The 12,781-nt window shown below is 63.7% G+C and carries 16 protein-coding genes; 8 read left to right on the top strand and 8 right to left on the bottom strand.

The window, feature by feature from the left end; all coding sequences use genetic code 11:
- Positions 1 to 94 precede the first annotated feature (94 nt).
- From D3869_RS01350 to D3869_RS01340, 3 genes are all read left to right on the top strand, one after another.
- Complete coding sequence (locus tag D3869_RS01350) at positions 95 to 568, top strand: lysozyme (RefSeq protein WP_137138637.1); 474 nt, start codon at positions 95 to 97, stop codon at positions 566 to 568.
- 436 nt (positions 569 to 1,004) lie between these two features.
- On the top strand, positions 1,005 to 1,448 hold the full coding sequence (locus D3869_RS01345) for a hypothetical protein (RefSeq protein WP_137138636.1): 444 nt from the start codon (positions 1,005 to 1,007) through the stop codon (positions 1,446 to 1,448).
- Between the two features lie 86 nt (positions 1,449 to 1,534).
- A complete protein-coding gene (locus D3869_RS01340; protein ID WP_175426376.1) occupies positions 1,535 to 2,191 on the top strand; it encodes a DUF1828 domain-containing protein in 657 nt (218 codons plus the stop codon).
- Positions 2,192 to 2,269: 78 nt separating this feature from the next.
- Here the strand turns inward: D3869_RS01340 and D3869_RS01335 are convergent, their stop codons facing one another.
- The 3 genes from D3869_RS01335 to D3869_RS01325 form a co-directional block, all read right to left on the bottom strand.
- Positions 2,270 to 2,539 carry a ribbon-helix-helix domain-containing protein gene (locus D3869_RS01335; protein WP_137138634.1) on the bottom strand — a complete coding sequence of 90 codons (270 nt, stop codon included), beginning with the start codon at positions 2,537 to 2,539 and terminating at the stop codon, positions 2,270 to 2,272.
- A gap of 191 nt (positions 2,540 to 2,730) precedes the next feature.
- Entirely contained in the window at positions 2,731 to 3,204 is a 474-nt protein-coding gene (locus tag D3869_RS01330) for a response regulator (protein WP_349017873.1), read from the bottom strand.
- 319 nt (positions 3,205 to 3,523) lie between these two features.
- On the bottom strand, positions 3,524 to 4,867 hold the full coding sequence (locus tag D3869_RS01325; RefSeq protein WP_137138632.1) for a globin-coupled sensor protein: 1,344 nt from the start codon (positions 4,865 to 4,867) through the stop codon (positions 3,524 to 3,526).
- A 566-nt stretch (positions 4,868 to 5,433) separates the two neighbouring features.
- Here D3869_RS01325 and D3869_RS01320 point away from each other — a divergent pair.
- The 4 genes from D3869_RS01320 to D3869_RS01305 all read left to right on the top strand — a co-directional run bounded on the left by D3869_RS01320 (position 5,434) and on the right by D3869_RS01305 (position 7,958).
- Positions 5,434 to 5,967, top strand: a complete 534-nt coding sequence (locus D3869_RS01320; protein ID WP_137138631.1) for a hypothetical protein — start codon at positions 5,434 to 5,436, stop codon at positions 5,965 to 5,967.
- Positions 5,968 to 5,977: 10 nt separating this feature from the next.
- Positions 5,978 to 6,490 (top strand): YgjV family protein, encoded by a 513-nt coding sequence (locus D3869_RS01315; protein WP_137138630.1) that lies wholly within the window; start codon positions 5,978 to 5,980, stop codon positions 6,488 to 6,490.
- 256 nt (positions 6,491 to 6,746) lie between these two features.
- Positions 6,747 to 7,487 carry a hypothetical protein gene (locus D3869_RS01310; protein ID WP_247895679.1) on the top strand — a complete coding sequence of 247 codons (741 nt, stop codon included), beginning with the start codon at positions 6,747 to 6,749 and terminating at the stop codon, positions 7,485 to 7,487.
- Between the two features lie 150 nt (positions 7,488 to 7,637).
- Entirely contained in the window at positions 7,638 to 7,958 is a 321-nt protein-coding gene (locus tag D3869_RS01305; RefSeq protein ID WP_137138629.1) for a hypothetical protein, read from the top strand.
- 19 nt (positions 7,959 to 7,977) lie between these two features.
- Here D3869_RS01305 and D3869_RS01300 read toward each other — a convergent pair whose 3' ends face one another.
- From D3869_RS01300 to D3869_RS33390, 3 genes are read right to left on the bottom strand one after another with little or no spacing between them, the layout of a single operon-like run.
- Positions 7,978 to 8,487, bottom strand: a complete 510-nt coding sequence (locus D3869_RS01300) for a hypothetical protein (protein ID WP_137138628.1) — start codon at positions 8,485 to 8,487, stop codon at positions 7,978 to 7,980.
- Positions 8,487 to 9,368: a hypothetical protein gene (locus D3869_RS01295; protein ID WP_137138627.1), complete on the bottom strand. Its 882-nt coding sequence runs from the start codon at positions 9,366 to 9,368 to the stop codon at positions 8,487 to 8,489. Before D3869_RS01295 ends, D3869_RS01300 begins: the two co-directional genes overlap by 1 nt.
- Positions 9,368 to 10,429, bottom strand: coding sequence for a hypothetical protein (locus tag D3869_RS33390; protein WP_211114949.1), 1,062 nt, complete (start codon positions 10,427 to 10,429; stop codon positions 9,368 to 9,370). Before D3869_RS33390 ends, D3869_RS01295 begins: the two co-directional genes overlap by 1 nt.
- 193 nt (positions 10,430 to 10,622) lie before the next feature.
- On the opposite strand from D3869_RS33390, the gene D3869_RS01285 reads away from it, so the two are divergent.
- The gene (locus tag D3869_RS01285) at positions 10,623 to 10,874 is read left to right on the top strand and encodes a helix-turn-helix domain-containing protein (protein ID WP_282183619.1); all 252 of its coding nucleotides are present in this window, start codon (positions 10,623 to 10,625) and stop codon (positions 10,872 to 10,874) included.
- A 203-nt stretch (positions 10,875 to 11,077) separates the two neighbouring features.
- Here D3869_RS01285 and D3869_RS01280 read toward each other — a convergent pair whose 3' ends face one another.
- Both D3869_RS01280 and D3869_RS01275 read right to left on the bottom strand, forming a co-directional pair.
- Positions 11,078 to 11,530, bottom strand: coding sequence for a glycine-rich domain-containing protein-like (locus tag D3869_RS01280; RefSeq protein WP_137138626.1), 453 nt, complete (start codon positions 11,528 to 11,530; stop codon positions 11,078 to 11,080).
- 16 nt (positions 11,531 to 11,546) lie between these two features.
- A complete protein-coding gene (locus D3869_RS01275; RefSeq protein ID WP_137138625.1) occupies positions 11,547 to 12,614 on the bottom strand; it encodes a helix-turn-helix transcriptional regulator in 1,068 nt (355 codons plus the stop codon).
- Positions 12,615 to 12,781 lie beyond the last annotated feature (167 nt).

The following is a 12,781-nucleotide window of genomic DNA, read 5'->3' as shown; positions in this document are numbered from 1 at the left end:
GCCGAGGTTCAGCTAATCCCCTGCCCTGGAAGGCAGATGGAGCAACGCTAAACGGGGCGGCTCTTTAAAACAATTCCAATGAGGAAGTAACCCAATGACCAACGTGCCCTCCGGCGCGGCGATCCCGCGCGAGATCCACCCCGACGTCCTGGCCCTCGTCCGCCACTTCGAGGGCCTGTACCTGAAGGCCTACCTGTGTCCTGCTGGCGTGCCGACCATCGGCTACGGCCACACCGCCGGGGTCCGGATGGGCCAGACCATCACCTCCCTCCAGGCTGAGGTCTACCTGCGCGCCGACATGGCCGAGGCCGCCCGTGACGTCGACCGGCTCGTGAAGGTGCCGCTGACCGATCGGCAGCGCGGCGCACTCGCCTCCTTCGTGTTCAACCTGGGGGCCGGCGCCTTGCAGTCCTCGACGTTGCTACGCCTACTGAACCAGGGCGACCACAAGGGCGCCGTCGCCCAGTTCGGGCGGTGGGTGTTCGCTACGGTCAACGGGAAGAAGGTCGAGCTGGAGGGGCTGAAGAAGCGCCGGGTTGCGGAGGCGAAGCTGTTCGAGGCGGGATGATCGTTGAGCGTTGCTAGTCACAAACTGTTTAGAATTTCCCTTCACACTCGCACCGGTGGCGCTCGGCGGCTAGCGCTCATGCGGGAGTAAGTGATCGTGCGAGAAACGCTCATCGCAGGCGGAGCGCTGATGGTCGGCGCCGTTGTGGGCGCCGCAGGCGTCGTTGCATTCAGCGGTTCAATGGACGCCCAGGCTCAGGGGGGTGGCGCGGTTTCAATATCCGCCGGCAACAACGGCTTGTGGCTCTACGATCACGCGTCGAGGACCGTAGTTCTTTGCAGCACGGATTACTTCGTGGCTGCCGAAAAGGGCGCAGCCCCTCCAGTGCAGTTGGGGGTCCCCGCTCAGCCTGTCTGCATCAAGGCGAAGTAGTTAAGCCCGCGTGGTTGAGGTGAGGAAGTGGTGAGATAAGGGGATGGGGTCAGAGCGCGAAGCTATGGCGGCGGCGGTTGATCGGTTCTTTGCAGCCGAAAAATTCGCCATGGGAAACGTTCGTTGGCGCAACAAGACGCATCCTGATTACGTGGAGGCGAAGCTGTTCATTGCCGTCACCGGAGGCGGGACAGAAGGCGCTGAGTTGATCCTGACCGCCAATAGGACATTCTTTCCGCCCAAGTACGGCTTTGCTCTGATCTTCAGGAAAATCCGGATACTCGCACTGGACGTCGATCCAGCGCGGACGCACTTTAATATCAGCACTAAATCTGTCGTCTCTGAGACGCATTGGCAGTGGTGGCCGGGGATGGAGGCGCGTCCAGACAGGCGAAGGCTCACTCACAAAGAGTGGCTATCCGAGTTTTTGGAAGCTGCTAAAATCGAGGACGCCGTGCGGTACAAGCCCCCGCATGGCCGAGACAGGCAACTGGAACTGCCGCTATGAATACGCGCATATCAGACACGGACCTAGAGGCGGCTTGCCGTTCCCTTATCAAGGCAAGGCATACGCCGGCTGGCGTGGAGGTGACCATGCCCGTGATCTATCCGAACGGACAAGCGGTCAATGTGCTGGTGACGGTCGAGGCCGGACAACACGTCGTCCATGATGCTGGCGCAGGAGCAATGTTCCTAACCCTATCTGGTGTCGAGTTGACGAAGCGGCTCCGTAGTCGATTGGCACAACTTGCTCATCAGTACGGCTGCGAGTTCATAGATGGGCGCATGAGTATGCGGTGCATGGCTGACCAACTCGCCGTCGCAATCGTTCTCGTGGCGAACGCATCTCGGGTAGTGGGCGACCAAGCGTTGCGCGCCGCCGCCGAGCACGCTGAAATCTTCAGAGAGGCCGTGTCTTCCAGGCTTCGAGAGCTTGTCGGGACGCGGCTCAGGGAACGCGAGGCGATCGTTGGAAGCAGTGGTCGCGAATACCGGGTAGGCAACATTATTCTAGATCGCGCAGAAAAAGCGCCAATTGCCTTTGTTGAGGCCGTCCCAAACCAACAAGCGGTTGAGCGTAGAGTTTCTGAGTTCTTGGACCTCAAGGAGGAGTATCCGGAGATTGCGCGGGAGTCTGTATATGACGACCGCGTCGAATGGGAGAACCATAGCCTGATCCTGCTCAAGCACGTGAGCAACCCCGTTCCGTTCTCTAGAAGCGAACTGCGCATCAAGGCAATCGCGGCCTAAACCTTTTGCGACACTACCTCACCAGGGCGCCTTCGGGCGCCCTTCTCGTTCCCACGGCGCGCTCCCGCGTCGGCACCATCACTCCGCCGCAATAGCCATCTCGCAACGAACCTCTTCCCGCCCTGGCGTGGCCGCCCTGAAATACTCCATCACGTAGACCCGCACGGTGCTGGACAGGCTGTCTGCGTCCTGGGCATCCATCCGCTCGGCGAGGCGGGTGCACAGCGCGCCGACCGTCAGGCCCTCCCTCTGCGCGATCTCCGCCAGAGCGTCCCAGAAGGCCGGCTCCAGCCGCATGCTGGTGCGCTTCCCGGCGACGCAAACGTTCCTGAGCTTCTTCGATGACATGGCAACCCACCACGCAATACGTTGCATTCTTCCGTATGCACAATCGCGGAGTTGGGGCAGGAAAACATGTGATGGATCTCACATAAAACGGGACTCTCGGTCCGCGGCCGGCAAGGTCACAACCGGATCGCCGCCGGCCCGCCCACCGGCTCGGGCGATGGGGCAATGCCGCTGCGACCGGCGGCAAGCACTCATCGGAAAGGAGCAGCCAACCCCTGGAAGCAACTGGCTGGCGATTGGTTCAGGCTGGCCCAGAACGCGCTCAAACTACGGATCGCCTCAGATAAAGCTTCGGAATCCATGGGCTTAACAACGAACGCGTTCGCGCCCAGCTCATAGCTGAGTATGATGTCGTTGTCCTCGCATGACGCCGTGAACATGACGATAGGGACGTGCCGGATGGCCGGGTTGCTCTTCACCCGTTCCAGCACTTCCAGCCCATCGATCTTCGGAAGATCGAGTTCGAGCAGGACGACTGCGGGAAGCTGGGTTGGCCATCCGGTTTCCGGATCGCGAAGAGACAGCAACCGCAGCGCTTCTTCACCATCGCGGGCGACAATAATACCGTTGGAGAGTTTGCATTTCTTCAGCGCCGCCAGCGTCAGTTCCAGGTCCCGCAGGTTGTCCTCGACCACCAGGATCGGCTTCAGGGCACTTGTCGTCACTCGCGTCTCCCGCATCAGTTATTTCGCTATTGAACACCGCAGGCGCGAAATTAATCGCTCACTCCCCAAATGTGTCGATTGGTGCCTTTCGATGCTGTTCAGGGAATTTAGGCGGAGGGCGCGGCGGAACAGGTTCAGGCCTGCATTGGCTTTCGGTTGCCGAACTGATGAGGAAACGGCAACTCGCACGCACTCGCCGGCCAGACGGTGGACCTGACGGACATATCGGCGGATGAGTTGGACTGGCTGCTTCAGCGCCGATCCAGCTCACCGTTCCTATCGATCATGTGCGGTGCTGGTCTTTGTCGGTTCGCCGAGATCACGCAGCGCGGATACGCTCCAGGAACGTATCGACCCGCTTGGACATCGTGCCGGCTCGTTCATGCAAGATGCCGGAGACGCTGAGCACACTCGCTGACAGGTGCCCCGTGTCCACCGATGCCTGTGTCACCTCGCTGATGATCAGGCTGACGCTCTGAGTGCCCTTCGACGCCTCCTGAATATTGCGGGTGATTTCCAGGGTTGCAGCCGACTGCTCCTCGACAGCGGCGGCGACCGCGGTCGTGATCCCGTTGATCCGGTTGATTGTGACTCCGACTTCGTTGATGGCCACCGCGGAGCCGCGTGCTGCATTCTGCATGGCGGCGATCTGCGCAGCGATCTCGTCCGTGGCCTTGGCTGTTTGGGAGGCCAGATGCTTCACCTCGCCGGCGACGACGGCGAAGCCCTTGCCGGCCTCTCCAGCCCTTGCCGCCTCGATGGTCGCGTTGAGCGCCAGGAGGTTGGTCTGCGAGGCGATATGGTTGATCAGGTTGACGACATCGCCAATGCGTTGAGCGGCTTCGACCAAGCCGTTGACCGTGCTGGTCGTGGCATCGGCTTGGGCCACGGCCTCTTGGGAAATTTGGGAGGAAATAGCGACCTGCCGGCTGATATCGGCGACGGACGCGCTGAGTTGCTCCGATGCGCTCGCCACCGTCTGGACGTTGATCGATGCCTGTTCGGCTGCGCTCGCCACGTCCAGGGACTGCTGGCTGGTCCGGGTGGCCAGCTCCGCCATGCGCTCGGCCGCCGACTGCATCTCCAGAGACTTTGCGCCTGAATCCTGAACGATGCCTTTTACCTCGTGCTCGAAGTTCGCCGCCAGCCGGTTCAGCACGTCCGAGCGGGAACGCCGTTCTGCTTCCGCATAGGTCTCAAGCAACAGTTCGAGGTCCATCCAGGCAATCTTGCTCAAGGTGTTGCGGACCGCCGCTTTGCGATCGGCTTCGGCGCGCCCAAACAGCCGTGGCGAAACAACCTCCAAGTTCAGGCTCTCGATAATGCCCTTAGTGACGGTATGGTGACAAATGGCGACCGCGTAGCTCGGGACATCGTTTTTATAGAACGCCTCAGCCAGCCGATTAGCGGACTCCGCAAAGCCCGCATCGAACCGCCCGGCCGCCACGCGAACCCAGTGCGCAACCCGCAGCGCGTGGACCTCGGGCTTCATCAAGGTGGCGTGGATCTCCGGCCACTCGGCGAAACGTGAATGCCAAGCCTCCAAGAGGCGGGGTAACTCCTGGTCAGCGAAAGCCGCATTGGAACGGAGAGTCTGAATGTCTGCATCGGTGATTCCGAAAGTCTTGAAACGCCTCTGCATATCGACATCGTTATCGCGCATTGATTCCCCCAGAGTATCCAAGCCGCCGGACTATAGGGATGACCCGTAGTCCGGCGCTTGGCGTGCTGGAGCAAGTTCGATGCCACCGATGGAATCGGCGGAGCCCTGGGAAAATGGCAGGCATAAACGTTTATGTGCGCCGAAACGAACTGGGAAAGTCAGCGTGCGTCGCATCTTGAGAGCGTGATGTGCGAAATGCAAATTTTGAAACATTATAGTGAAAGTGGAGCTTGTCTGATCCCGCCTGACGTGTTCGGATGATGCGCGTTTCAACCCTTCCCCTGTCGCCGGGCCACTGCTCGGGCACAGACATCCTGCGCTTCGAGCCGTGCCTGCACAGCGCGTGCGACCAATTTTCGGCTCTGCTCCTGTAACGACCGTGCCCGCTTGAAAGCTCCCTCCCGAAAACGGAGGAGCCGCTGAAACCGGGCTGCGGACGCGTATGCGGGCATACCGTTTCAGCCCGGTCGGCACACAGCCGTTCCAGCCTTCGCCAACCCAAATTCACCCAGCCGCCCGGCCCTCGCCGAGGCGGCATTTTTCATGCCCGAAGGAGGGGCATCCCCATGCTGCCACTGCTCATCCCTATCATCTCCGCCCTGGCCCCGGTGCTGCTGCCGGAGGTCGCCAAGGCCGCCCTCGGCACCGGCGAGACCGCCCAGAAGGTCGGCGAGGCCGCGGTGTCCGTCGTTTCCGCTGTGACCGGGGTCCCGATCAGCACCCCGGCGGACGCCGAGCGCGCCGTCGCCGCGGCGCAGACCGATCCGGCGAAGCTGGCCGAGCTGTACCGCCAGCAGGGCGATCAGGTCGTGGCGCTGCTGCGGCTGGACAACGAGGACCGGGCCGACGCCCGCGCCCAGACGGTCGAGCTGGCGAAGGCCGGAAGCCGCATCTCCTGGGGAGCGCCGGTCGTCTCGACCATCGTCCTGGTGACGTTCGGCATCGTGCTGTACCGAGTGCTGAGCCAGCCGGCCGGCGCAATCGACCAGAACGCCACGCTGATGCTCGGCGCCCTGACCACCATGGCGTCGGCGGTGGTGTCCTACTGGGTCGGCTCCAGCGCCGGCAGCGCGGCGAAGGACAAGCTGCTGCGGAAGTGAGGGACTCGCCGTGACCGTTCCACACCTCTCCGACCTTGCCGGGGCCGCCGGGTTCGCCCTGGTGGCCCTCTGGCCCTGGCTGTCGGGTCGCCGCTCTCTGCTGGCCGGGCAGGGCGCCTCCGCCGCGGCCTTCGCGCTGCATTACCTGCTGATCGGTGCCACGACCGGTGCGGCACTCTCCGGGCTGTCCGTCCTGCAGGTCGCCACCGCTTGGCCTGATGACCGGCCGCGCTGGTGCCGGGCTCTCTACGTCGCCACGGCGCCCCTGCTGGCGGTGCTGGCCGCCTCGACCTGGGCGGGCTGGCCATCGGCCTGTGCGGCGACCGGGATGGTTCTCGCCACCGCGGCGCGTTGGTGCCGGTCGGCCCTCCTGCTGCGCGCCCTGTTCCTTCTGGCCGGCGCCTGCTGGGTCGCGCACGACCTGCTGACTGGCTCGACCTTCGGGCTGGCGGCCGACCTGCTCTGCATGGCTGGGCTGGTCTATGGCGCGTTGCGCGACCGCCGGGCCCCTGTCGTGGCCTGATCCTGACCAACGCGAGCCGGTCGGCCAGCCCCATGATCCCGCGGGAACCCCAGGCTGATTCATACATTCAGCCGCCCTCAACGGGTCCCATTGTCCCACAGCCGGCGCCCCCGTTGGGGTTGGAGCCGATCCGGTCTGGTCCGGACGGACGGAACGGGCGCTGGAGCTGGCCTTGGGCATCCCTCTCATAATTACGCAACCGTAGCAAGGCGTTCGCACCGATACCGCGGCGCCGCGCGTCACCAAGGAATCCACCATGAACGCCATGTTCCCGGCGCGCACCGTCGCGCCCGACTTCCGCCTTGTCGAAACCATGTCGTTGGGCACCGGCCCGCTCGCCCCAGCGCTGGGCGCCGCGCGTGACCGCTTGTCCCGTGAGCTGGTCGCTCGCGGCGTGACGCCGACCCTGTGCGAGTCCTGGCCGGACCTGCAGGCGCTGAACGCCCGGCACCGCGACAGCTGGTTCCCGCTACTGCCCAAGCCTTCCAGCGCGTCGGCCTTCTGGCTCGGGCTGGTCGACGGCGAAGGGGAGGTGGTTGCCACGCACGCCGTGGTGCTGCTCGACTGCTCCGCCTCCAGCTTCGGCGCCCGGCTGGCGGACCTGTCGGCGCTGCACGATCCCGGCTCGGCGCCGGCGGATGAATGGGCCTTCGTCGCCAGTGAGGCCGCCCACGACACCAGCGGGGCGGTGGCCTGGATCGTCGCCGGCTGGACCCGTCCGGACTGGCGCGGTGCCGGCCTGTTCCATCGGCTCGGCGAGTTGGTGCGGCTGGTCGCCCTGGCCCGCTGGAACCCGAAGTGGGTGGTTGGGCTGGTCGATCCGGAGACGGTGCCGGTGTGGAGCGGGCGGGGCGGTGGCCGGCGCCGGCTGGAGGAGCGGCCCGGCATCCTCTATCACCAGAACGGCGTCGGGCGGCTCCCGCTGCACTTCATGCGGTGGAGTCGAGCGGCTGTCGCGCTGGACCTGGAGATCATCCAGCACATGGCCACGACCTGACGCGCCTGGGACATGGAAGCATCATTCCTGTTACCCCTGAGGAGTGAGGTTAGGTGGGTGGAGGGCAGAGCGGTGAGGAAACAAGGGATTGGAAAGTCTATATCCTTCAAGGCGGCGGTTCGGTGTGGGAGCGTCGCGTCGGCATTGCTCATGGCGGCCTGCGCCAACCTGAGCCCACCACCTCAAGCCGCTCCAGAACCCGGCGCGGTGAGTGCTCTGGATCGCTTTAGTTCAAACCCTTGCAACGAGGTCGTCGCGTCATCCCTCGCCGGGGCGCGAATACCGGTGTCCGACGTCCGCTATCTCTCCTACGGTCTTTATCGCGACATCAGGAGGGGTGAAATCGTGGGCTACGATGCCTGGATGGGGCTGAACAGCCAGCCGGGGGCTGTCGTCGTACAACTCGATGCGGTTTGCACACCACAGCAGATCTATGCCCGTGGCGGCGCCCAACTGCCGGGCGCTCAATGACGAACGGCCCGGCTCGACTTCAGTGGATGGTATGAACGTCGATGGCCGACAGCACGGCCCGCCGCCCGCGGTCCTCCCACCCGAACAGCGCCTGGGTGTAGACGAAGGGTCGCCCCACGCCGGTCACAGCGATCCGGTTGAACAGGGCCTCGCCCGCGCCGATGGCCTCGGCGTATTCCAGCCCGATCCGGTGGGCGTAGTCGGCGTGCGGGTCGGCGGCCTCGGGCTGGCCGATCATGGACCGGCTCCAGCCCATGCCGAGAACCTTCACCGTCGGCACGCCGATCCGGCGGAACACCAGCGGCGTCTCCGCCTCCATGGCGGCCAGCACTGTGCAGCGGTCGAACAGGCCGCGGCGCTCCAGCCAGTCGAACAGGTCGGCGCTGAGCGTCCGGCGGCGCCGGCACTCTGCGGCGATGTCCTGTTGCCAATCCGCGGCGGCGCGCAGGGTTAAGCGCTCGACGTGGATCTCGGTGTGGACGGGGCGCGGCGCGCCCCGATCCGTGTGAAACTGCAGCAGGATGGACATCACGCAGCCTCCATCATCTTGAGCGCCGCCGTGAACCCGGCCCGGAAGGCGTCGGGGGAGCAGCCGGCGGCGTTGGCACCCGCCTCCACCATAGCATCGGTGATGGCGGTGGGGACCGTAGGCGCGGTGTGAGGGATGGCCCGGTCGGCGAGGCTGGCAATGGCTGCGCCGAAGTCGTCCGCCTCGTTCGCAACGGCCGCTTCGCCGGTCAGCAGCGCCTTCAACTCCGGCACCGCCCGTAGCGCATCGGTGACCAACCCGAAGATCAGCGCGTCCTCCTCCTTCTGGGCAGCCGACACCGGGGGCGGGAACGGCAGGGCACCGGGCCTGCTGTCTGGGTGGCAGGCCACCGGGTGTTCGGCCCAGAGCAGCAGCGCCTTGGCAGCCATGGCCAGCGTCGGGTTCCCATCGTACGCCGCGATCTTCAGGGCTAGACGGTAAGCCTCCTCGCTCGAATCGATCAGGTCGGCGTCGTCTTGTCCTTCGGCGCCAATGGTCGCTTCAAGTTCCAGCCAGCGGCGGACGTCGGCGAGGAACGGGCCGCAGTCAGCGCCGTCATCCAGCTGCTCGACCTGCCGCGCCAGCAAGTTCCGGAGGTGGACGAGGGCGGCCAGCTTGGGGCCGTGCACTCCGGCGTTCGGCAGGCCGGCGCAGTCGTCCAACAGCAGGTCGGCGATTGCCGCGCCGTCCGCCATGGTGACCGGGACGGCGGACAGAAGCTTGTCGGCCAACCGAAGCCACTGCACGGCGATGGCATCGGCGCGGGCCTCGCCCTCCTCGGTGTCGGTCGGTGTGCTGTTCTGCTGGGCGATCAGATCCAGGCACCGATCAACGGCATCACGGAAGGTCAAGTTCAGTGACGCGATCATGGTGGAGCGCATCAGCGATCCTCCCCAGCACTGGTGGTGGGCAGCGGCGAGCCCTTCGGCTTGGAAGCCTGCTTGGCGCGGATTGCCTCCACCTTCGTCCACACGCGGGCCAGTTCGGTCTCACCGGCCTCGGCCATGTCGATTCCCTGCGCTTGGCACAGCGCGGCCAGGGTCACCATCACGCCGCCGACTTCCTGCGCCAGTTCGCCGACCGGGCGACCGAACACGTAGTCCACGAGCTGGTGCGCCTCGCCCTGGCTGCAGCCGCACGCCTGTACCAACTCCAGCGCCTCCTCCAGGAAGCGGTGGTTGCGCTCCAGCTTGTCGGCGGCGACCTCGGCGCCGAAGCAGGCGAGCATCCAATCGTGGATGCGTTGCTGGAGAAGGGCCGGTGCCGGCTGTTCGCCATTGAGCGCCGCAGCGGCAATGGCCTCGCACGCTTCCAGCAGCGAAACCGGATCAACGGACAGCTTTCCTGCCCATTCGACCGCAGCGGCTTCCATCGTGGGATAAGTCGTGGGGTCGAAGCGCAGGACACCGCGCAGCGCGTCTTCTCGCGCATGAGCCGCACAGGCTTGGCCGACGAGCCGATTGACAACCTCGCATAGAGTCATCGTTTCATTGCGCATTGCGTCCCGATCAGCCTCGGCCTGCTTCAGGCTGGTGCCCAGTGACTTCGCCAGTGCGATCATCCCGTTGCCGGTCATGATGGTGGTGGCAAAGGCGTCTTCCAGCAGCTTCAGACGGCTGGCGACATTTCCATTAGTCGGCGGGTTCGCACCCGATGCGATGGCCTGTTCGCTGTCACCTTCCTCGCCCGATTCGCCGTAGGCGGCCAGCGGGTCTACATCGCTGATGCCGAACAGCCAGTCGAACGTATCGCCGATTACACCGGCCTCGACGGCTCCGTCACCGCCCGTTTCCGCTAGCACGGCGCAGCGCCCTTGCAGATCAAGAACATCGGCAGGGGAGCGCGACACCATCAGCACATGGGTGTCCTGGGGGGGCTCTCCTGGTGCACTTTCACCGCGCACCTCGCTGAGTATCATGGTATTTTGAGGGTCGGTCTTCATGGGCTTTCCAAGGTTGGTGGGGACCGTTGAGCCGTTCGCGCGGCTCTGCTGATAGGGCGCCCAGCTGTTCGCGCAGCTGGGCGCTTTTCATTTGTGGCGGCACTGTCGTTGTGGTGTTATGAAACCCACATGGTGATTATGTAACCACCACCTTCGGCTTGTGTCTACCCCTTTGTGGTGATATTTTCACCACATGATGACTCCTCGCCAATGCGCGATGGCTCGAGCGGCGCTACGCTTGAGCGTCCGCGACCTCGCAGCCGCCGCTATGGTTGGCGTCAACACCGTCTCCCGTTTTGAGAACGGGAAGAACACGGAAGACCTCTCGATCAAGCGGATGCAGACCGCGCTGGAGAGTGCTGGTGTCGCATTTATCGGTGATGGCGAGCAGTCACTTGGCGGTGGACTTGGAGTTCGATTAAGCGTGGGCGGCACTTCCGATTAGTTTGTGCCACACTGTTGCCGCGCGCATATCCTTGCGCTCCCTCGATTTCGGGGGCACATTCTTTCGCATCACTCGCTCCATAAGTGAGTGACTGAGCCGGTGAACGGGAGCGGCGCCAACCACACCCCGATCACCGAACTCATCATTATGATCTGTGGTAAGGCGCCCAGGTCGCCTGGCCGCGACCTGGGCTACCTCGACATTCAGGCTGCACTGGCACGGCTCCGCACCAGCGGCCATTCATCGCCTTCGCCCGGCTCGCGGAAGCACTCGGCGCCGGCCATTGGGTGATCCGCGTAGGGATCTACCGGCATCGTGTGGCCGTAGCTGACGAGCTTGCGCGTCATGGCGTAGGCGGCCTCATAGGCAGGCGTGCCGTAGACTCCTGGAGTGTGGTCCACGATCTGGCCCAGCGCGACCATGCAATCCTCGAAATACACCCGCGGGCGCAGCATGTGGGCGTGCCACACCTTGTCCACCAGTTTCGACGGGACGAGGGTTTCCGTCGGGTAGGCGGCCACAGCAGTTAGGAAGGACCGATAGCGCTCAACTGCCACCGCAGCCTCTTCCTTTGGTATGCCCCCGCGCACGAGGTCATCGACCAGAATGTCCAGGTTCATGGCGTTGATCGCCTGGACCTTGCTCAAGATATCCATCAGTTCTTTCCTCTTTTCATGATTTGCCGCGAAACCGGGCGGCTCCGGTGATCGCCCCCAATACGGCTACCCAGCGGGCAAGGCCCGTCTGACCGCGGTTGGCGAGTGCCCCAACATCCAGTTTCTTCAGGATGTTTTTGACTTGCTCGCGCCCGGTGCCAGGCGCTTTTCCGAGTTCTTTGGCAGCGTCGTCGTTCGTGAAGCCGTTGCCGATCATGGCGGCCAGTTCAGCCTCCGCGGGGGTTAGCTTGAAGTCTCGGTGCAGCACGTCGGAAACGGCCGCGACATCAAGACTGGCCGGCGCGACCATCACGACCGCTGATCCAACGGAATCACCGCCTCGCGATACCGACACGATGTGCGACCTTCCTGCTGCAGCTCGAATGCTGGTTGCCGCGGTCGGCGCTAAGAGGCGGCCCAAGCTGGCAAGCGCCACGAGACGCGATAGTTCCGCAGTGTCATCGCCGTGAAGCGCTGATAGGCGCCCGTACTCGTCCACCAGTAAGCCGTCGGACCGGCTGATGAGATCGGTCATGGCGGTATTCTTGTGCTTGATCCGTCTATCAGGTCCCAGGACTGCGATGCCGAATGCCAAGCAGTCGAGGGCCGCGGCGCATTGCTCGGCAGATTCCTTTTGCCGGATCGCTTCGAGCAGTCCGAAGGTCGGAAGGTCGCGTGAGAAGTATTGGCGAAGGCCAGCCCGATCCGGCTCGACACGCAACTGGGCGTTCCACCCGTTGTCGAGACGGATGTGCGCGCAGATCAATTCGGTTGGAAATCGGCGGGTGAATTCAAGGCGAGGGCTTCGACGGGCAATTTGTGCATCAGCAAGCTGCGCCTCGAAGTCTGGTGGGCTGATGATTCCGTTATCCGCTCCATGTTTCCATGACGAGCGCAGCATTGATTCGAAGGTTTGTGGCGCAGAAAAGTCGATGAACGGATATAGGCGCTTTTTATCTTGGCTGGCGTAAACGATGTTATCGTTTGGATCGATGATGACGAGCAATGCATTGAGCCGTGACGCCATCACGGCCATGTCGGCGAATGGACCTGGGATGTCCCACGGGAGCGGCAGCATCGTCATCGTTTGGGCTATTCAAAAGTTGTGGCTTTCCTTTCGTCTGAACGTAACAAAGCGATCTTGTGCGCCACTACCACCCACGTGGGGGGTGTGATGCTGGGGCGATCCAGACCTATGAGCGATTCTGTGGAGTTGGGTGAACCAATTTGAGCGTCAGGTGCTTGATTCGT

This window comes from Azospirillum brasilense (assembly GCF_005222205.1).
Lineage (GTDB): Bacteria > Pseudomonadota > Alphaproteobacteria > Azospirillales > Azospirillaceae > Azospirillum > Azospirillum brasilense_G.
The sequence above is the reverse complement of the archived record's forward strand: the minus strand, read 5'-3'. Positions and strand labels throughout refer to the sequence as shown.